This window comes from Thauera sp. K11 (genome assembly GCF_002354895.1).
In the GTDB taxonomy this organism is placed as follows: Bacteria; Pseudomonadota; Gammaproteobacteria; order Burkholderiales; family Rhodocyclaceae; genus Thauera; species Thauera sinica.
In genome coordinates, this window is record NZ_CP023439.1 from 2,662,935 (window position 1) to 2,683,711 (window position 20,777).

Annotated in this window: 9 protein-coding genes; all 9 read right to left on the reverse strand. The window is 69.8% G+C overall.

What is annotated here, in order from left to right; all coding sequences use genetic code 11:
• Window positions 1–97 precede the first annotated feature (97 nt).
• The 9 genes from CCZ27_RS11600 to CCZ27_RS11640 all read right to left on the reverse strand — a co-directional run bounded on the left by CCZ27_RS11600 (window position 98) and on the right by CCZ27_RS11640 (window position 20,744).
• Window positions 98–9,022: a filamentous hemagglutinin family protein gene (locus tag CCZ27_RS11600; RefSeq protein WP_096448335.1), complete on the reverse strand. Its 8,925-nt coding sequence runs from the start codon at window positions 9,020–9,022 to the stop codon at window positions 98–100.
• A complete protein-coding gene (locus tag CCZ27_RS11605) occupies window positions 9,019–11,394 on the reverse strand; it encodes a two-partner secretion domain-containing protein (protein ID WP_096448337.1) in 2,376 nt (791 codons plus the stop codon). The genes CCZ27_RS11600 and CCZ27_RS11605 overlap by 4 nt, the downstream gene beginning before the upstream one ends.
• Window positions 11,395–11,460: 66 nt before the next feature.
• Complete coding sequence (locus CCZ27_RS11610; RefSeq protein ID WP_096452471.1) at window positions 11,461–13,059, reverse strand: ShlB/FhaC/HecB family hemolysin secretion/activation protein; 1,599 nt, start codon at window positions 13,057–13,059, stop codon at window positions 11,461–11,463.
• Window positions 13,060–13,275: 216 nt separating this feature from the next.
• On the reverse strand, window positions 13,276–14,793 hold the full coding sequence (locus CCZ27_RS11615; RefSeq protein ID WP_096448339.1) for a hypothetical protein: 1,518 nt from the start codon (window positions 14,791–14,793) through the stop codon (window positions 13,276–13,278).
• An 84-nt stretch (window positions 14,794–14,877) separates the two neighbouring features.
• Window positions 14,878–15,744 (reverse strand): PEPxxWA-CTERM sorting domain-containing protein, encoded by an 867-nt coding sequence (locus CCZ27_RS24305; protein WP_232516340.1) that lies wholly within the window; start codon window positions 15,742–15,744, stop codon window positions 14,878–14,880.
• 391 nt (window positions 15,745–16,135) lie between these two features.
• Window positions 16,136–16,897: an XrtB/PEP-CTERM-associated transcriptional regulator EpsA gene (gene epsA, locus CCZ27_RS11625; RefSeq protein ID WP_096448341.1), complete on the reverse strand. Its 762-nt coding sequence runs from the start codon at window positions 16,895–16,897 to the stop codon at window positions 16,136–16,138.
• A gap of 90 nt (window positions 16,898–16,987) precedes the next feature.
• Window positions 16,988–17,758, reverse strand: a complete 771-nt coding sequence (locus CCZ27_RS11630; RefSeq protein WP_096448343.1) for an ankyrin repeat domain-containing protein — start codon at window positions 17,756–17,758, stop codon at window positions 16,988–16,990.
• A gap of 298 nt (window positions 17,759–18,056) precedes the next feature.
• Entirely contained in the window at window positions 18,057–18,845 is a 789-nt protein-coding gene (gene pepA / locus CCZ27_RS11635; protein WP_096448345.1) for a flocculation-associated PEP-CTERM protein PepA, read from the reverse strand.
• A gap of 159 nt (window positions 18,846–19,004) precedes the next feature.
• Window positions 19,005–20,744, reverse strand: a complete 1,740-nt coding sequence (locus CCZ27_RS11640; protein ID WP_096448347.1) for an alkaline phosphatase D family protein — start codon at window positions 20,742–20,744, stop codon at window positions 19,005–19,007.
• Window positions 20,745–20,777 lie beyond the last annotated feature (33 nt).

Sequence of the window (20,777 nt, forward strand, 5' to 3'; positions counted from 1 at the left end):
AAGTATGTAAGGCGCGCGTTAAGGCGAGTCTGGCGGCGAAAGGCGGCGGATTAGTCCTAAAGGACCACTCCGCCGCCTTCATTTCTCAATGAAGGGATCAGCAGCCCCCGTCCGGCTTGCCCTTGTCGCACCGGTCGGAGTCCTTGCCGCCACTTCCGGCGGCCTCCCCGTCGCCCAAGGCGACGACCTCGACGGAAAGCAGCGACGACGCCTCGCGCTGGCCGTCGCGCTCGCCCAGCCCCTGCCCCGGCAAGGCCGCCGTCGTCTCCGACTGCGAAGTACTGGCGGCGGCGGGCACGGTCGCCGGGGCCGCCGGCGGCGGCGGGGCCGCGCTCGACGACAAGGTGCCGCCGACCGAGATGTTGTCCGCACCGATGATCTGCTGCGCGCCGATCTCCAGGTCGCCGCTCACGCGGATGCCAGCATCGCCGGCGTCCACCGCGCCGCGCGGGGCGAACAGGCGCACCGGCGCGTTGCGCACCGACGGGTCCTTCTTGAGCGTGGCAATACCGCCACCTGACACGCTGCCGGAAACGTCCAGCACGAAGCCGTCGCCCACCGGGCGCAGCGTCGGCGGCGGCGTGGCGGCGGCCGTCTTCGGCGAACTGCCGCCGTCGATGTCGGACTCGCTGCTCCACCCCTGGATCGCGCCGCCGTCCAGCGTGAAGATGCGCGACGGCCCCACCTCGATGCTGTCTTCGGCGATGAGGTTCACGTTCCCCTTGCCGATCGCCACCAGCCCGGTGCGTGTCGGATCTCCGGCCTCGCCGCCCGGCACACCGACGTTGATCGCCCCCAGCGGCGCCAGCAGCGCGATCGCCGAGGCGTGCTCCTGCTGGTCCGGTGCAAGATGCGCGGTGGCGAGCGAGTAGACGTTCTCGACGTCCTGCTCGGTCTTGATCTGGCTCATGAAGACCTCGATGTTGCCTTTGTCGCCGCTGCCGCTGCTGCTGCCGAAGGTCTTCCCAAGGATGGTATAGCCGGGCGCGTAGCCATCCGCCCCCTGCCCCAGCGCATCGCCCAGCCGGCCCGCATAGCGCACGCCGGCGAACAGGATCTCGTTCAGCACGGGCCGCTGCGTCTGGTAGAAGACGTTCTGTGCATCGCCCGGCAGTGCGGCAAAAGCCGCGCGCGCGGTATCGAGATCCATCGCCGCATCGCCGGATCGCGTGCGCATCGCGGCCAGCAGGGCGGCATCGTAGCGTTCGAACCAGAGTTGCAGGTCGGCGCGGCTGTCCGTGCGGCGTTCGGCGAGGGTTGAATTGGCCTCGTCCGCCAGGATGCGCGACAGATTCACCGGCTGGCCGGACGACTTCGTCAGGATCTCGATGATCGTCTGGTCGTAGAGATCCGTCCCCAGTTCGCTACCCGGGCGCGCCGCCTCCAGCAGCGCCGCGTAGTCGGCGCCGTTGGTGCCGGCCAGCACCTCGATCGCCGCCGCCTGCTGCGGCAGGTAGCCGTTCCGCGCATTGCCACGGGCGACGATGCCGAAGCTGTTGGCGAGGTCCACGTCGTCGCCCGCATCGATCTGCAGGCGGCCGGGGCCGTCGATCAGGAAGCCGACTACCGAGTTGTTCTGCAGTTCTCCCGTACCCGCATCGACCTTGGTATTGAAGCGCACGTCACCGCCGGCGCTCACCGACGACACTTGGTCGTTGGCGACGTGCCCGATCTCCATGCCGAAATCGACCACGTCCCCCGCCGCCGACACCTTCACCGGCAGCGCCGAGCGCAGGGCCGGCGTCACCCCGCCGGAAATATGATCCGGGCCGATGACATCGCCTCCGGCCGAGGCCACCACCACCTTGCCCGTGCCGCGCGCGGCCAGCAGCGAGGGAGAAATGCCGGCAAGGTCGAAATCGACCTGGTTCGAGTTGGTGCCTGGCCGCCAGGGACTGGGCAGCATCGCCGGATCGGAATTGCCCAGCGTCACCGTACCCTTGAAGACCACGTCCTTGCCGGCGAGGACCGACAGCGCGTTTGCCGCATTGGGCAGCAGCATGCCCTGCCCCATCTCCACCGCCCCTGCGGCGGCGGCCACCGCCAGCGCGACCGGACCGGCACTGAAGTCGCCGATCTTCACGTCGCCCAGCAGCGAAGCGGCATCGACCGCCGAGCGATCGCCGTAGGTGGAGAAGTAGATGCCGGTCCCGCTGCCTTCCAGCGTCGGATTGAAGATGCGCGACACGGTCAGGTCGCCGCCTGCCACGACCTTCGCGCGCGCATCGCCCAGGGCCAGCTCCACGCTCTGCTTGCCGTCGGAGCGCAGTTCCGCGTCGCCAAGCGCCGCGTAGACGGTAACGCCGCTGATCTCATCCCCCGCGCTCACGGCCAGACTGCCACCGCCGCGCACCTTCAGGTCCTGCGCATCCGGCACGTCGCCGGCCGCGCCCTCGACCCGGCCATTGGTCACGGTGACCAGCGCGAGGTTGCGCACGTCGTCGCCGGCCACGACGGTGAGATCGCCGCCGCCCAGCGTGCCGATGCCTTGCTTGAAGTCAGTCAACTTCGCGAACCAGGCCGGATTGGTCTGGTTGGGCGGCAGGCCACCGATCCTGCCGTCGTTCAGTCCGCCGATGCGGGTGAGCCAGCTCGTCACCGCCGGCGGCGCAGAACTCGAGTCCGACCTCACGCTACCGCCAGCGCGGATCGTGATGTCGCCGCCGTCGCGAGCGAAGGCATCGCGCGAACGCGTGTCCGCCGTGCTGTTGATGAACGCCATGCTGCCGACGTCGGCCACGCCCACCGTGTAGATGGCCGAACCGTTGCCCTTGAGTACCACGTCGTTGCGGGCGGCGATCTCGATGCCGGCCTCACCGCCGCGCAGCACCTTGCTGTTTGCGACCTCGACGCTGCCCTTCTGCCCCGTTTCAAACGGCTTGACCGCCAGCGGGTCGGCCGCCTCGCGGTCGGCCCCCGCCACCACCCTGATACCCCACGACGGCGTGCCGGCCGGCGCCGGCTCGCTCATCACCGCGACATAGCCCTGGGTCTGGGCATTGGTGGTCGAGCGGAAGGCCCGGGTCATGCCGGTCATGAGGTTGTTGTTGATCTTGACGTCGCCGTCCGCCTTCAGCGTCAGGCGACCCGCATTGCCGCCCGCGTGCCATACCGGGAGGGCGCCCGTGGCGAGCGAGGCAGTGTTCTGGAAGGCGGTGGAGGCATTGGTCACCGCCACGTCGCCAAAATCGACGTCCGCCGCGACCGTGATGTCGCCGCTCGATACCACCTGCAGGTCGTGGTTGACCGTCACGTTCGGCACGTCTGCCAGCCCGGTGTCGGCCAGGATCTTGTCGGCGTGGCCGATGAAGCGCCGCGCAGCCGCAAAGGCGCGATAGCGGCCGGTGGAAATGTTCCCCAGGTTTGCCACCTGGGTCGCCAGCGTAGTCGCTTGCGCAGTCGTCAGCGCACGGTCGTCGGCATAGGTCCTGATCGCAGCCTGGAGCGCAAGCGTAGGCGTGGCCGCGGCAGCGGCGGCCGCGCTTGCCTTGGCAGCGTAAAAGGACATGTCCACGAGGGTGCGGGCGTCCGCCGTACCGAGGAAGGACTGCGCCGCAGATCCCGCCTGATAGCCGTTCGCCGCCAGCACGCCGCCGGCGTTCGCGAGCACTGCGGCGGCGTCCAGTCCCGACTGCAGGGTGTCTGCCACGTTCGCCTGCACCAGGTCCACCACCGCCTGCGGCGTGCCCAGAGCGAGCAACCCGGCACCGATCACCGCCGCTACGCTCTCGCGCTGATTCTGGTTGGTGTCGGCAGCCGTCACACCGCGGAAGGCGGCGTCGATCGCCGCCATGGCGGCCGGGTAGAGGTCATCGTTGCCCGCCGCATCGCGCACCAGGTCGCCAGCGAACATGCCGAGGTAGGAACCGGCATCCGCCCGCGCCAGCGCACCGAAGTCGTCTCCGGCCACCGCGCCCAGCAAGTCGCGGCCGAACATCGCCACGGTCTCGTGCGCCACAGGGCGATTGGTCGCGGACAGGCCCGATACGGCGGCCACCGCCGCCAGCGCCAGATCGTATACGCCGCCAAGGTTGATCGTGGTGCCGCTGTTGTTCGTATCGCCGCTGGTGACCTGGCTCGCGCTGGTGCGCACATAGCCCTCCAACGCAACTTCCCGCGCGTCGAAGCTCACTGCCGATGCATCCATCCTGTCGATGGCGAGGCTCACGCCGTCGGCCCCCTGCGGTGCCGACAGCGTCACCACGCCGGCGCGCGCATGGTCGGAGCCGGCGTCAAAGCGGCCCGAGAGGATCGCAAGGCGCGCCGCCTCGCTGCTGCCCGCGGATGCGGACACGCCGAGGTCGATGCTGCCGCCCTCGCCCGCCGTCCCCTGGCCTTCGCCGCCGGGGCCCGTACCACGGGCCAGGAGGCTCGCGCCGTCCACCGTCAGGACGCCGCTGCCCGCGCGCTCGCCGGCATTGGCATACACACGGATATCGCCGCCCTTGTCGCCCGAAGCGTCGAGCACGCCCTGCAAGGTGATGCTGCCGTCGTCGGCCAACAGGTTGATGGAGCGGGCGGCGATGCGATCGGTGGCGGCCAGCAGCATGTCGCCGGCACGCACGCGGATCGTACGCTCGCGGCCGAATTCCGTCGTGCGCACGGCAAGGTTCGACAGCGCACCACCCGCCTCGGCGATGGTCCGCACATCCATCGTGAAGCGGCCCGCATCGCCGCCGTCCTCGGCGCTGCCCTTCAGGCTGCCGGCCACGCGCGCGCTGCCGCTGCTGGCCTCGATCGCCAGCGTGCCGGCATCCGCGCCGCCCGGCGCCGAGACGTCGACCTCGCCCTGCGCGCCCACCACCACGTCGCCGGCACCCGACTTCAGCTTCACCGTGCCGGCATCCACCGCATACGTCTCGCTGCCCATTGCCAGCAGCGTACCGGCCGCGGACACCCTTGCCGGCGCATCCGCCGTGCCGTCGATGACGACGTCGCCACTGCGCGCGGTCACGTCGATGCGGCCGGCGTGGGCCTCGACCCGGCCCGCGATCGTCACCTGCTCGCCTTCCAGCGTAAGGCTCGCGCCGATGCCGGCCGGCGTTGCGGGCGCGGCTGCGCCGCTGGCCAGCACCCGCAGGTCGCCACCGGCGCCGATCCCATGCCTGGCGCCGGTCTCGGCAGTGACGCGGCTGGCGATCACATCCAGATCGCCGCTGGCGAGGGTCTGCGACGAGCCCTCGCCGACGACCTGGCCGCGCGCGGCCAGTTCCACCCGCTGGCTGCCGGCCAGCACGAACGCCGCACCTTCGGCCGACGGTCCAAGCACGATCTCGTCCGCGCTCACCCGCAACAGGCTGCCCGCCGCATCGGCCGGCGCCGCGCCGGCCAGAGCACCGCCGGCGTTCTTCAGGGTGACGCGCCCGGCGGCGATGCTTTGCGTGCTTCCCGCGTTGTCGCGGCTGATGATGCCCGCGGCATCGACCACGAGTTCCCGCAGGCTCGCCGCCCCCAGGGCGGCGCTACCGTACAGGTCAAGCGTGGTGTAACTGCGTAGCGTGAGCCGATCGGCCACGGCCACCGCCGCGAGTTCGGCCGCGCCCAACGTCAGCCCATCGACGCCGGCCGGCACCGTGCCTGCCGCCACCGTCGAGGCGGCCAGTTCCACCGCGCCGCCCGGAGCGGTCAGGTCGAACTGGCTCAGCCCGCCGTCGCGGCCGCCCAGTTCGACGTTTCCGGTCGCATCCAGATTGAGGCTGCGCCCCGCCACGCGTGCGTTGCGTCCGATTTCCAGTCCCCCCTGGCCCGCTGCACGCGCCGGCGTGCTGCGCTCGACGGTGGCGCCGTCGCCAGCCGATACCCTCAGCAGGGCACCGTCGGCCTGGGCGCCGCTGCCCTCGATGCGATAGACCTGCTCGCCGGGGGTCGTCCCGCCCGCGGCGACCACGCCGCTGCCGTCCTCCAGGCGCAGGGATTCCCGCGCCGCCAGGATCAGTTCCGGCGCCACCAGGTCGGCGCCTCCGGCGGTATCCACCCGCACGCTGGCCGCGCCGCGCGAGGCGGCGTCGGTCTTCACCAGCCACACCACGTCCTTGCTCTCGCCGCCGGCATCGATCACCCGCTCGCGGGTCGCGCCCAGCAGGACGCTTTCGGCGTTCAGGCGCGCCAGCAGTTCGGGCGTCAGCACCACCTCGCCCGGCTGCGCCCGCGCGGCATCGTTGACCACCGCCAGCTTGTCGGCGGTCAGGTCCACCAGCGCCCCGCGTCCACCCGCGGCCGCGTTCGCCCGCACGATGCCCTCCAGCACGAAGGACTGGCCGGCCGCCACCGTCAGACGCCCTGCGTCGGCACTCGAACCGCCTTCGCGGAAGTGCTTGCTGGCCAGGGTTTCCAGGTATTCGGAGCGCAGGCGCACCTGCGCGCCGTTCCAGACCTCGACGCCGATGCTGCGGCTGTCGAAACTGTAGGCGCCCGCCTGCAGCGCGTCGCCCAGTTGCGCGCCGACCACCGTGGTGCCGTCGGCATGGCGGATCGCCGTGCCTGCGCTCAGGTCGGACACGCCGGAAGTCACACGGATCGCATACGCGCCCTCCATCAGGGCATAGCGCGCCGGCAGCAGCGTGTAGACGCCGGCGGGCAGGTCGCCCACCGGCGCCAGCAGGCGGATCACCCTGCCCGCCGGCACGCCCGCGGCCGCCGCGACGTCGGCCGAATAGGGCGCTCCGCCGGTCCCCAGCGCCGGCAGGATGGCATAGGTGCCGGGCTGGGCCAGGACGTCCGCCGAGCCGCCGCGGCCCGCGATGAATTCCCACGCCTTCAGGTCGCCGCCGCCCGACAGGTCGATGGTGGCGCCGTCCGCCACGGTGACGCGGTCGGCGTCGAGCTGCAGGCGCTTCTCCGGCGTGGCCAGTAGTGGCGCCAGCCCGCCGCCGGTGTTGAACACCCAGTCGCGGCCGGCCACCCGCGTCTCGCCATAGGGAAGGACCTGCCCTTCCGCGCTGAGCGAGGTCAGGCTGCCGGCGCCGAGCACCACCTCGCCACCGGGCACCGCCTGCGGCGCGCCGTCGGCGACGCGCGCGCCCGCGTCGGTGAAGCGGCCGCTGGCGATGCCGATGCGCCCGAACGGCGCCTTGATGCGGCCGGACTGCTCCAGGCGCGGCGCCACCAGGTCGAGGTCGCCGAGCGCACTGATCACCGGATGATCCGCGCCGACGGCCTCGACGCGCAGCACGCCGTCGGGGTTGTTGCGGATCTGCACGTCGAACTCGCTGCCGCTGGTCGGGTACACCACCGCCGCGCGCAGCGTCAGGTTGCCGTCGGTGGCGATCTGGCCGCGCAACGCATCGCCTTCGGCCAGGCCGGACAGGCGCAGGTCGCCGGCGCTGGACAATTCCGTCGCCGCGAAGCCGGTCATGGATACCCGCCCGCGCACTTCCATGTCGGCAGCGGACAGCGCCAGCCGCCCGCCGGTGTGGCCGGCCTTGGGCGCATAGGGCACGCTGCGCTCGCCCGGCAACGTGCTTTGCGTGAGCAGCAGGCTGGCGGCCGACAGGGCCACCCGGGCGGCGTTGTCGCCCAGCAGCGTCGGCGCTTCCAGCGTCAGCCGGCCCGGCAGCGAGAGCGTCAGATCCGAGGCGAAGACGAGGTAGTCGCTGCTGGCGAAGCTGGCATTCTGGAAGCCGCCCTGGGCCACCTTGTCCACGTCGAAGCGGCCCTTCCCGAGGTGGGTGGCCGAATCGATCTTCTGCCCCGCCGCGATCGCCGCGGCACCGCTGCCGCCGCCGCTGGCCAGTTCCAGGCGGCGTGCCGGGTTGAGATCGGCCGGCGCGGCAATGTCGTCCGAGCGGTCCCATTGCACCACGTCGGACTTGCTGGTCAGGCGCACCGCGAGGCTGCCGCCGGCCGACTCGCCGCCGCCCGAACGCGCGGACAGCGACCCGTCGACCATCATGCCCTCGCGCGCGGTCAGCGCGACGCTGCCGCCGGCGCTGGTCACCGTCTGCGCGCGCCGCACCGGCCCGGCGGTCGGCACGATGTCCAGCACCGCGGCCACGCCATCGGCCCTGAGCTGCGCGCCCTGCTGCAGCACCAGGTAGCCATAGTCGGCCTCGAGCGAGATCCTGCCGCCATCCAGCACACGCCCGGTGGCGAGGGTGGACGCCGGGTCCCGCACCACCGTCCCGGACACGTCGAGCACCGCATTGGCCCCGAGATGGACCTGCCCGCTCGTCGCCAGCGAGTCGTTGGGGCCGCCGGTGTCGCTGGCGCCCTGGTTGCCGATGGTGATGCTGCCGCCGGCCGCGCGCAGGGTGCCGTCCACCAGCACCTGCTGCTGACCCAGCAGCGTGATGCTGCCCCCCGGATCGACCTCCAGCACGGCATCGCGGCCGATCTTGAGCGCGCCGAAGCTGCTGTCGCCCAGCGCCCGTGCATCGAAGGTGAGCGAGGTCGCGCCGCGCACCGCCGGATCGATGTCCGCGAGCGTCGTGAATCCGGACAGCGCCGCGCCATAGCCCTGGGCCAGCGGCCGGTCGGAGACCAGCCGCGCCAGCGGGTCCGGCGCCACATGCACGCCGTCGGCTACGCTCACCCCGCCGTAGCCGCGCACCTCGAAACCGGCAAAGCCGCCGAGGCGGAAGAACTCGCTGCCCAGGGTCAACAGACCGCTTGCCGAAGTGTCCAGACGATTGCCCGACACCACGTCCACCGCCGAGGTTTTCAGCGTCAGGCTTCCGCCCCGTCCGCTCCGCAGCCCGTTCTGGGTTGCGGTGGCATAGGCGGAGAAGTCCGCCTCGGCGATGTCGAGGCGGCGCCGGATGGTGGAACCGTCGCCGAAGTCGCCGGTAGTGAGTTCGATGGCGCCGCCGTCACCGGCGTGGGTCTTGCCTCCCACCTCGCGCCAGGCACCGCCGGATACATCCACGCCGCCCCTCACCGTCAGGTCCCCGTCCGAGGCCAGCACCACGCGGCCGCCATCCACCACGACCGGACGCGGATCGGTCAGGCCGACTTGCTCGGCCGTGTCGTTGGTCCAGGCGCCGGCGGTGGACAGGACCGCTCCGTGGTCCACGAGGCCACTCACCCCCCCTCTCCCGTGTCGGTGGCATGCAGATCGATCTCGCCGCCGGGCAGCCAGAGCTTGCCGGCCACGTCGAAGGCGCTCGACTCCACCCGCAGGCGGGCACCCGGCAGGCCGGTGGCACTGACCTCGCGCGCGATCGAGAACGTGCCGCTGGCCTGCAGCAGCAGGTTGTCGAAACCCGCCGACGTCAGCAGCGACGAACGCAGGTAGGCGGTGTCGGGCGCGCGTGACGCCGGCGGCTCGGCCACCAGTGCGATGTTGCCGACCGCGGGCGACACCGCGTCGTCCAGCTTGGCCCGGATCTCGAGTTGCCCGCCCATCGGCCGCGACGATTCGCGCCAGGCGCGGCGTCCGACCTGGGTCAGGTAAGGCTTCTTGAGTTCGTTGCCGACGAATTCCTCGAGCTTGACCCTGTCCCGCTCGCGTTCCAGCAGTTGCGCCGCCAGCCTGTCGCCCAGATCGGACGCCGCGGCGTTGCCGCTCCAGTCGAACCAGCGTGCCCGCTCCTCGGGCGCGGTACGCTGGCCGCTGCCCGCCACCGTGGTGGCACGCAGTTCGCCATCCAGCCGCAGTGTGTCGGCGGTCAGGATCACGCGTCCGGCGTCGTGACCCACGACGCGGTCCGCCACCGCCTGCAGCATCGTCCGCGTGCGCCCGGAAAAGCGCATGTCCGCCGACGCGTCGGCCGCCTTCACCCAGGCGCCGGTGGCGGTCTCAAGATAGGTCACCGGCAGGCGGTGGTCGGTGCTGTCGCCCGCGATGCTGGCCTTGTAGACGATGCTGCCACCGGAGACGTCCAGCCGGGCGCCTTCGGCCACATTCACGCTCCCGGCGGACTGCAGCGAGATGTCGCCGCCCACGCTCGAAAGCTCGGCCACGCTGCGGGAGATGCCTGCGCGGTAGCCGGTGATGTCGGCGAGCGGTGTATCGCTGTCGGCGAAACCGGCCATCACGTCCACCCAGATCTTCTTGCCGTAGAGCGGCCGCCCGAAATCCGTGTCGCGCTGCAGCGGGGAGTCCTTCAGTTCGTCGCCGCGCAGTTCCACCTCGACGTGGTTGCGGTCGGCGGCCACTTCCACGCCGCGCAGGCCCGAAACGTCGATCACCGCATTGGCCGCGACGTTGATCGCCGCCGCTGCGTTGCTGGCGAAATCCCCGCTGTTGGCCGCATCGCCCTGCGCGGTGAAGTCGATCCTGCCTGCCGGCGCAACCACCCGCGCGCCGTTGCCGACGTCGATCGTCTTGCCGATGGCGCTGATCTCGGAACGGTTGAAGGGCGTATCGTCGCGCAGCACATCCTTGCCGTCGGTCTCGGGCATCACCGTCGTCGTGCTGCCCGCACCCAGCGCCACCGCGCCGGTGGCGTAGGCGCCGGTGAGGTTGGTGCCCACCACGGCGACCGCGGAATCCTTGGCCTGCAGGTAGATCGAGCCGTTCATCGTCACCGTGGTGGTGGCGCGCGCGCTGCCGAGCTGATTGACGTTGAGGCCGGCCAGCGTGATGTTGCCGCGCTCGGCGAGCAGGTCGCCGGCGGCGGCGTTGGTCACGGTCCCGCCGCCGTTCACTTCCACCAGCACGCCGCGCAGGCGGCTGTCGATGGAATCGGCCAGGTAGAGCTTTTCACCGGCGGCCAGAATGGTCTGCCCCTGCGGGGTCGAGATCTGGCCCGCATTGGTCACGTTGGGCGCCGCGATCAGCACGCGGCCGTTCTCGGCGGCGACGATGCGCGCGCCCGCCGCCACGTCGATGTCACCGGCCGTGCCGTCCTTCGCCAGCGCCGCCTCGCTGAACAGGAAGCGGGCGTCGTTCTTGCTGTAGCCGGACAGCGAGGACAGCGACTGCTCGATGAGCTTGTCGTTGAGCTTGAGCGTCGACGCCACGAGGCCGCCCACGTCCACCACCGAGCCCGCGCCGAACAGGATCCCGGCCTGGTTGAACAGGAACACCTGGCCGTTCGCCTTCAGGTTGCCGTAGATCTCGCTGCGCGGAGCGCCGGGCAGGACGATATTGAGCGCGCGCGACTGCCGCGTCGGCTGGTCGAAGCGCACCGTGTAGTCGCGGCCGATGTCGAAGTTCTGCCACTGCATCACCGCCGGGCGCGCATCGAGCTGGCGGATGACCATCGTGCGCGCGTTCTCCATCACCGGCGCCGCGACGTTGTTCGCCTGGCCCGGGCGGATGAAGGTCGCGGCCGGCGTCGGCAGGTCGCGGGCAAGCGCTGGCATCGCCACCGCGGCCAGCCCCGAAAGCAGCAGCGCCGCACCGCGCCGCGGACGGCGCCCGGTTCCCTGCGTGCTGCTCACATGTTCGGCCACCGGCACCCGGAAGCCCAGACGACGGCTCAACACCAGACGATAACGATCACGATTCATGCGCCACCTCGATCGGGCCGACGGCCCAGATGCCCCGCCTCATGCGGGGCTTCAACAATGCTTCGATCAAAACTCGTACTTCACGCGCAGCACGGCCCGGCCGTCGCCGTCGCGCGTGCGGTCCTCGGCCGGCGCGCCGGGCTGGAACACCGTTGCCCACAGCATTTCGCCCGAGAAGCCCCGCTTGTCGCCCAGCCGCAGCCCCAGGCCCGCGGACGCGAGGATCGACGACGCGCGCTGACCCTCGGCCGCGTCGCGCGTACGCAGCCGCGCCCAATCATAGAAGGCGACGCCGCTCAGCGGATAGCGCTCGGCGATGGTCAGCAGCGGCGGGGACTGCAGCTCCAGGCCGAGCCGCGTGCCGTCGTCGCCCTGCAGTTCCCCTTCGAGATAGCCGCGCACCGAATCCATGCCGCCGGCGGAGAACTGCTCGGTGTTGACGAGCGGGCCGTTGGCGCGCTGCAGTTCGGCGCGCCCCAGTGCCTGCCAGCCGCCGCCGAACGGCTGCCGGTATTCCAGGTCCGCGCGCCACAGGCTGAAGTTGGGCCGGGCACCCGGACGCCGGTTCTCGAACTGGTCCACCGGGTTGCCGGCGGAATCCCGCACCGTCCGCTCGTTGGGGCCGCGCGGCCCGAGCACGAAGCTGGCGCCGAACTTCCATTCGCCGCTGTCGCCCACGTATCCGCCCGAATACGCGGCGGACAGCGCCCAGTAGCGCAGCGGCTGACGCACGGTGAACGCCTGATCCAGCAGCACCGTCGTCTGCTCGTTGTTCTTGTAGTCCGCCCCCAGGCTCACGCTGTGGTACAGCCGGCCGGCCAGCGGCAGCGGCCGGATCCAGCGCAGCCCCATGGTGTCGCCGTCGCCCAGCGACTGGGTGTCGAACACGGTCGGCACGTCGCTGTTGGAGCGCACGAAATAGCCCGCCAGCACGGACTTCCCGAGCGGCATCGAATAGTTGATGCCCCACACCTCGACGTGGTTCGGGTCCGACGGTGCGACGAAATAGTTGAGGCCGATCGAATGACGGCGCTGCCACAGGTTGTCGTAGCGCACCGCCGCCTCGACGCGTCCGGTGTCGGTGTCCGCACCCTGCTTGTTGTTGATCTCGATGCTGCCGTGCAGTGGCGACGCGTCCTCCATCGCCAGTTCGATCTCCACCGAACCGGGACGGGCGCCCGGGCGCAGCAGCGGATTCACCCGCAGGTCGGGATTGCGTCCGAGGCGGGTCAGGTCTTCCTGAATCTCGTTGAAGTTGGGCACCTTGCCGGCGGCCATCGACGGCGTCGCCTCGCGCACCTTGCTGGGCAGCGTGTATTCGGCGCCGGTGAGCTTGTAGCGCTCGACACGGCCTTCGACCACCTGCAGCAGCACGACGCCTTCGTCTACCTTCTGGTTGGGCACTTCCACCGTCACCGTCAGGAATCCGGCATCGTGGTAGACCTTCTCCAGCGCCGCCCGCGCGGCGTCCACATCGCTCACCGCCCTGCCCGGCCCGAGGAAGGGCGTGACGGCGCGCTCCACCGTCTCGGCCGGCAGAGCGGTGTTGCCCTCGACCGCGAACTCGAGGATGTCCAGCCCACCACCCGCCTGGGCCATCGCCATCCCGGAAAACAGTCCCAACAACAGGCCGGCGAACAGCCGGCTCGGCTTCGAAACGCGCATGTATTCCTTCATCTCTGTTGGAAGTCCGTGGGCCTGGCCTTCCGACCCGCCTGCCCCTTCCGGCAGGCCACGCCCACGCTCTCCCGGCTGCCACGCCAATGTGACATCCGTCACCGTGTGTGCCCGCTACAAAAAAGAAAGCCGCGAGCCCGGGTAGGGCTCGCGGAGTTTCGCTGCGCGCCCGGCCGGGTCGGGCCGGGCGCTGAACCGTGTTGCTTAGAAGCGCTTCAGCGGGGCGCAGGTGTTGCCGCCGCGGCTGTACTTGTTGACCAGCGTCGGCTTGGTGACGTAGCTGTCGACCGTCGGCAGGGTCGCGTAGGCGTTCGGCACGGCGGTGAAGGTGCCGCCGTCGTTGCCGGTGTACTTCGTGGAACCGGCACGCTTCACGAACTCGTTGAAGAAGGCCAGCTTGGTGCCCGACAGCGCCGGGGCGCTGTCGCCCTGCACGTTGGTCACCGCCACGTTGCGGTACTGCATCGACAGTTCGACGACGAAGTCGTACTTGCCATCGACCAGGTTGGCCTTGCTCGGCGCGACGCCGGTGGCGCCGATGCTGGTGGTCTGGGTCGAGCCGTTGAAGCTGCCCGCGCCGTCCAGCGTGCGGAACGACCACTTGGTATTGGCGCCGCTGCTGGCGTAGGAGTCCAGCGACAGGATGCCGACCGCCTTGCCCGGGTTCGCCAGCTTGCTGAACTCGTACTTGTAGTACTCGCCGCCGGCCGACAGCACGGTGTGGTCAACCTTGTCGTTGGCGTTCGCCAGGCAGTTGCGCACGTCGCCGGAACCGGAGTTCTCGATCACCAGCAGTTGGCCCGGAACCAGCGACGGATCGACCACGTACGGATCGGCCTGCGTGCCGGAACCGCCGGTCAGCGCCTCGCCCAGACCACCGTCACCCAGCGTGGCCGGGGCGGTCTGACCCAGCGCGCCGTTCGCGCACGGGAAGTTGTTGAAGTAGGCGTTGTACGAGGTCTGGGTGCCCGAGCCGGAAACACGACGGCACACCAGCACGTTGTCCTGATCGGACAGCGAGGCGTCGACCTGCTTCCAGTTGTTGATCTTGCCCGACAGGATGGCGCCGTACAGAGCCTTCGAGAAATACACGCTGTTCGGCACGGCAGCGCTCGCCACCAGGCCCATCATGATCTGGTTGACCGGCACGTTGGTCAGCACGGCGCGCTCTTCGCTGGACAGCTCCGGCTGGTTGTTCTCGGTGTTCAGCGGCTCGCGGAACATGGCCGGCTCGACGTCGGCGATACCGAAGTCGACGATCAGGCCGCCGTTCAGCGCGGGATCTTCATGGTCGGCCAGGCCGGGGTCGATACCCTTGGTGTCGCAGCGGACGGGGGTCGTCGTGTCGTCGCACTTGCTGAAGTCGATGAACTCGATGCGCGCGCCGCGGGCAACCGGATCCACGCCCATCACCGAACCGCCCTGCGAACGCTTCTGGAACACGATCAGCGTGCCGTTGGCGATGCCGGGGATGCCGTTCGCAGCGCCCTTGAAGGCGCGGAAGTTGTTGTCGGCGCTACCGTCCGGGTTGCGGCCGCGGTACTCGGTCACACCGGTCATCAGCGAGCTGGCGATGTCGGCGAGGAAGTTGTCGGGGGCGGAAGCGCCGCCCATGGTGATCACGGTGTGGCCGGAGATGTTGACGGCGGTCGGGTAGGCGGCGTTGGCGGCGAAGGCGGCGCAAGCCAGCGAGCAGCCGAGGGCGATTTGCTTGAGCTTCATGGTAGTTCCTTGTCGGTTGAGATGCCCGCCCCGCGCTTCAAGAATGCGTGGAGGCGAGCCGATGCAGAGGAAGAGTCGAAGGGATCAGGCAGCGCGGCGGCGGCGGGCGATGGCACCGACCAGGCCCAGACCGGCGAGCAGCATCGCGTAGGTCTCGGGTTCCGGCACGGCGGCAGCGATCTGCAGATGCCACAGGCCGTCGTCGGCGAGGTAGGTGCGGGCCTGGATCTGCTGGCCGTCCTGCGTGAAGGCCTTGGCCGTCGGGGCAATGGTGGTCGAACCGTACAGGACGGCCATGTTCACCGCGCCACCGAGTTCGCCGGTGTTGTCCAGGCCGGCAACCGAGCCACCGAAGTTGTTGCCGTACAGCGCGCCATACGCGTCGCCATCGGCAGCGGTGGTGATCGCCCACCCGTCGGTGGCAACCGCGCTGGTAGCGGTTCCATTCGAGGTCATCTTCGTGCTGACCGAAGCCGCGTAGGTGTTGAACTTCGCGCCGATGTCATCGAAGTTTGCGAACGGACCGGCCGAACCCACCGGCGACTGGAGCGTCGTCAGCCAGCGGTCCGTACCAACGGAGTCGCCGAACGTGAGGTTGAACTGGATGCCAGCGGTGCCGGCCTGGCCGAGGAAATCGCTGAAGCTCGGCAGCGCCAGGTCGTAGATGATCCCGTTCGCCGGCTTCTGCAGCACTTCGATCGTCGCGGGGCCCGTCAGGTTGGCGTTGGTGTTGGTCACCAGGTTGTTCAGCAGCGTGTTGGTGCCGAACAGGGAGTCGAAACCGGCCTGGGCCAGATCGAAGGTGTAGGCGAAGCCGTTGCCGTAGGCGGTGAACACGCCTTCCGAGTTGCCGTTCGCGGCGGGAACGCCCGCGTTCTGGATGGCAGCGCTAGCGCCGGCCGAAGCCGCCATCGCCACCACGGCAGCGATCATCTTGATACGGAGAGACATCGTTGAAGCTCCTTGTTGAGAATTGGGTGCCAGGAAACTGGGTGCCGGAAACCGGAATCTTTCGAGGAGATCCCGCCTCCCCCATTCGGGAGTGACGCCACTTTGAGCGATGCGCATTACGCGGGTCGGCGCGCTGCATGTGGTCGGAATAGTCCGTTTGCCCTAGTCGCCCGCGCCGATGGGACCACGGCGCCACATAAGATAGGCGGGACACTTTTCAGGCGCGTGCAAGACCGGGCGCGCCGCACTAGTTCCTTCGGACTAAGCGCCGGCGGTGCGCGGAGGCCGGGAACGCCGCGGCAACGCGCGGAGAGCCGCGGCGGAAGCCGGGAGCGGGAAACGGAAAGGCGAGAAAAGGAGCAGCGAGGGAACGGCGAGCGGCCGAGCGGGCCTAGCGCCGCGCGTCGGCGACGCGCTCCAGCAGGCCGGACGACACGCCCCGCGCCACGGCTTGCGCGCGGTTGGAGACGTTGAGCTTGCGCAGGATGCGCTGGATGTGGTTCTTCACCGTGAGCGGGCTGATGTCGAGGATCTGGCCGATCTCGTGGTTGGTCTTGCCGTCGCGCACCCAGGCGAGCACCTCGATCTCGCGCTCGGACAGCACGCTCTCCTCGTTGCGCGGCTGGCGCTCCCTGGCCTCGCCCTCGCACATGCGGTGCAGGGCCATGTGCAGGTGCGGCATCAGCAGGCCGAGGAAGTACTGCTCGCGGTGCCCGGGCTGCGCCGGCAGGCCGAGGAAGGTGAAGAAGGAGCCCTGCTCGCCGCGCGCCTCGGGTGCTCCGTGGCACAGCAGATGGCCCACGCACTGCCGCGCCAGGGCCGGGTCGCGGATGTCGGCGCATGACATCGACACCGGCTTGCGGTCGCGCCGCAGCCACGCATCGATGAGGGGCATGACGAAACCGCGCTGGGAATCCGTCATCGCCGCATCGAACGCGGGATCGGTGACGTTGCGCGAGAACACGTCGTGCCGCACCGCGCGGGACTCCAGGTCGCCGTAGGTGCAGACCAGCGTTTCGTGCGGAATGAAGTACTGCAGGATGCCCTGCGCCCAAAGAAAGAACTGAAATCGCCTGGTCACGCGGATCGACGCATCGATCGTCATGAGCAGACGCTCCAGGTCATCTCCTTCCACGGCGACGGCTTGGTTCATCACTGGCAGGAAATGTTTCGAATCATGTACGGATTGTGCACACGCAATATGACAGGACCGGGAATGGGGCGGCGGCTCGGTTTCTTGCGCTCACCGGCGCATCGTCGGCGCCATGTTGGCGTACTGCGCGCCCGCCGCCATCAGCATCGCCATCGCGGCATCCTGCCCCTGGTGCATGGCCCAGTAGAGAGGCGACTGCAGGCGCCGGTCGGGCGTCTCCGGGTCCATGCCCTGGCCCAGCAGGAAGCCGATCACCTTTACGCTGCCGGAGGCGGCCGCCAATGTCAGCGCATGATGCCCTTCGCGATTGAGCCGCAGTGGGTCGGCACCGGCCGCCAGCAGCACCTCGGCAACGTCCACGCGGTCCAGCACCGCAGCCTCCATCAACGGCGTGTTGCCGTCTGCGCTGGTGCGCTCGATGTCCGCCCCTTCGCGCAGCAGCAGCCGCACCACCTGCAGGTGGCCGCGCAAGATGGCCGCACCCAGCGGCGTCAGCCCGTGCTCGCCGCGCACGTCCAGGCTCGCCCCTGCGGCCAGCAACTGGCGCACGACTTCGAGCTCCCCGGCTGCGGCCGCCAGCGGCAGCACCCGCGCACGCCGCATCTCGTCGGTAACGTTCGGGTTGGCACCCGCCTTGACGAGCTTCGCCACCTCGGCCCAGTCCGCCCGGCGGGCCGCTTCCAACAGGGCCAGGTCGTCAGCGTCCGGCGCGATCGGCAGCCAGTCGGAAGCGGTGCGCGAAATCTCCGCGAAGCGCTCCGGCGGCGTCAGGCGCTGCGCGACGCGCGGCCGTTCTGCCGGCTGGAAACCGGCGAACTCGGTCGGGACATCGAGCGCATGCGCGCAAACGGCGGGGAGCATGAGGACGACGAGGCAGGAAATGCGGAGGCAACGATAAGGCATGGAGGCGACTCGACCTGCAAACCGGAGAACCTTAGGCGTTCGGCGTGAACCCCGGATGGCACTTGTGTGAACGCTGGATATCGGCGCCTTAGTCCGATCGAACCATTGCTACGTTGAATTGCCTTGTGTGCGAGGGAATGGACGGAAGCGCCCCATGCAGGCCGCTGCACTTCCGCCCCGCCCTCGAACCGCCGACAAAAATGCCGGCAGGCGGTCTCCCCTGCCGGCAATTCCCCGTCGGAGAGGAGAGACGCGCTCAGTCGCGCATGCGGCGGCGCGCGATGGCGCCGATGATGCCCAGGCCCGCGAGCAGCATCGAGTAGGTTTCGGGTTCCGGCACCGGGGTCAGGATCAGGTTGCCGTCGGCGGCATACTTGAGGTCGCCGGCGCTCGCCACGTACTGCTCGCCTTGCACCGAGATGATCGGGTCCAGGAACGCGCTGTCGGTCGGGACGTTCAGCTTGAGGGTGAACACGCTGTTGCCGCCGTCGATCGTGTCCGGATCGAAGACCTCGCTATCGAACCCGGTCACGTGCAGTTGCAGGCCGCCGCCGCCGAACTTCTGGCCGCTGCCGAAGTTCACGTTCGAGCCGGCGCCGCCGATCACCACGCCTTCGAGGATCTTGACCCCGTTGCTGAAGCCGCTGTCGGTGCCGAAGTTGTAGTCCGGCGCCGTGTCCAGCCACAGCGCGAAGCTGCCGGACGTGACCGTGTAGGTCTGGCCGAAGGCGTTTTCCGACGTCAGCGTGCTGGCGAAGTTGGCCACCACGGTGATTTCGTACTCGCTGTTCAGCTTCGGATTGCTGACGAGCAGGTCATCCAACAGATGGTTGGTGACGAAGGACTGGTAGAAGGTGTTGGCCGTAGTGGCCGAGGTGAGTTTTTGCAGCAGGACACCGGCGGACGCGAAGTCGTAGGTGTTGAACGGTCCGACGACTTCGACGCCATAGTCGGCGGTGCCGACCCAGGTGGCCGAGGTGGCGGCAAGCGCCGGCGCGGTGGCGCCGGCAGAGGCCAGCGCGAGGACGAGGGCAAGTTTCTTCATGGCAGATCTCGGGCGTAGTTTCTCGGGCAAGGGGGGCGATCCAGGCCGCGTGTCGCATCGTTCGCCATCGCGGCACCTTCAATCTACTGACCGCCCGTTACCACAAGCCTCCGGTGTTGCAGCGCAGCGATGGTCCGATCGACCCATGGGACGTGACAATCACACTGCGCCCACATGGTCCGTTCGGCGCATCCCGGCCGCTGCGTCGGCGCCTGCCGGCAGCAGGCGGCGGTTGCCCGCACCGGGCTGCGTCAGCCAGCCGGGGCCGGCGAAGTTCGAGTAGCGGCGGCGCTTGACCGAGCTGACGTAGCGCCAGTCGGCACGGCAGGCATCGGGCGTGGCGGTGACCAGCATGAAGCCGCGATCGCCGGTGTTGGCGTACTTCAACGGACCGACGATCTGCGTCAGGCCGGCAGCGACCGCAGCCGGGTTCTCGGCCGGGAAGTAGGCTTCCAGGCCGGGCGAGGTCACGCCGGGCGTCGCGAACTCGACCCCGACCGGGATGCCGGTGTGGGTCAGCAGGTCGCTCGCCCATGCATTGTGGGTGTCGCCCGCCAGGACGACGAGGTTCTTGTCCAGCGACAGCGCGGTCCCCAGCACCAGCTCGCGCTCGGCGGCGTAGCCGTCCCAGGCATCGAGGTTGTACGGGATGGCCGGCTGCGCCAGGATGGCCTGCTCCTGCGGCGTCAGCGTCTGCGGCGCGGTCTGCGCCTTCGCCACCAGTGCGCTGTAGGCGGAGAAGCTCACCTGCCCCAGCACCAGCGGCGCGGGCACGTTCATGCGCCCCATCAGCACCTGCTGGCCGAGCACGCTCCAGGTCGCCGAGGAGGCGGCCAGTTCGTTCTGCAGCCATTGCAGTTGCTCGAAGCCCATCAGCGAACGCGACGGATCGGCCAGGTCGGCGGCGAAGCGCGCCGCGTCGAAGCCGGAGGCATCCATGTAGTTGGCGTAGCCAAGCTGCCGGTCGCGGCCGATCACGCGGGTGTCGAGCATGTGCAGGTCGAGCAGGTCGCCGAAGGCGAACGAGCGGTAGATGCGCTCCGGACGTTCCGCGTCGGGCAGCCGCGTCGGCAGCCATTCGTGGTAAGCCTGCAGCGCGGCGGCGCGGCGCGCGAAGAAGTCGCCCTCGCTGGCGTCGTCGTGGTTCTCGGCACCTTCGCGCCAGGTGTCGTTGGCCACCTCGTGGTCGTCCCACACGCAGATGAAGGGCATCGCCGCATGCACGGCCTGCAGGTCGGGGTCGCTGCGGTACTGCGCATAGCGCCGGCGGTAGTCCTCCAGCGCCAGCAGTTCGCCCGCCGGCTCCACTTCGCGCCTCAGCGCCGCCGCATCTTCCGAGGCGTAGCCGCCGCGGCCGTATTCGTAGATGTAGTCGCCCAGGTGCACCGCGGCATGGACGTCGTTCATCTTCGCCAGCTCGGCGTAGACGTGGAAGTAGCCCGCCGGATAGTTGGAGCACGACAGCACCGCGAGGCGGACCTGCGCCACCGCGCCCACCGGCAGCGTGCGGGTACAGCCGACCGGCGACACCCGGCCGTCGACCCGGAAGCGGTAGAAGTAGCGCGTGCCGGGCCGCAGGCCGTCCACGTCGACCTTCACCGTATAGTCCGATCCGGCCGACGCGAAGCTGCGCCCGCTGCGCAGCGGGCGATGGAAGCTGCGGTCCGCCGCCACTTCCCAGAACACCGGCAGGCGGCCGGGACGGCGCGGCGACACGCGGGTCCACAGGATGACCCGGTCGACCAGCGGATCACCGCTGGCCACGCCGTGGGCAAAGACCTCATCGGCACAGGACGCGCCGCCGCGCCCGGAAGCGCGCGCCAGCGGCGAGGCCGCCAGCATCCCCAGGCCCACCGTGCGAATGAAGGCACGGCGGCCGGACATCGTATCGCTCGACATGGAAAAGCTCCCCGAAATCGGATGCGGCGGCGC

Excerpts from the sequence above, each read along its gene's own strand:
- CCZ27_RS11605 (WP_096448337.1), bottom strand. The coding sequence starts at position 11,394 with ATGAATCGTGATCGTTATCGTCTGGTGTTGAGCCGTCGTCTGGGCTTC.
- CCZ27_RS11610 (WP_096452471.1), bottom strand. The coding sequence starts at position 13,059 with ATGCGCGTTTCGAAGCCGAGCCGGCTGTTCGCCGGCCTGTTGTTGGGA.
- CCZ27_RS11615 (WP_096448339.1), bottom strand. The coding sequence starts at position 14,793 with ATGAAGCTCAAGCAAATCGCCCTCGGCTGCTCGCTGGCTTGCGCCGCC.
- CCZ27_RS24305 (WP_232516340.1), bottom strand. The coding sequence starts at position 15,744 with ATGTCTCTCCGTATCAAGATGATCGCTGCCGTGGTGGCGATGGCGGCT.
- epsA (WP_096448341.1), bottom strand. The coding sequence starts at position 16,897 with ATGAACCAAGCCGTCGCCGTGGAAGGAGATGACCTGGAGCGTCTGCTC.
- CCZ27_RS11630 (WP_096448343.1), bottom strand. The coding sequence starts at position 17,758 with ATGCTCCCCGCCGTTTGCGCGCATGCGCTCGATGTCCCGACCGAGTTC.
- pepA (WP_096448345.1), bottom strand. The coding sequence starts at position 18,845 with ATGAAGAAACTTGCCCTCGTCCTCGCGCTGGCCTCTGCCGGCGCCACC.
- CCZ27_RS11640 (WP_096448347.1), bottom strand. The coding sequence starts at position 20,744 with ATGTCGAGCGATACGATGTCCGGCCGCCGTGCCTTCATTCGCACGGTG.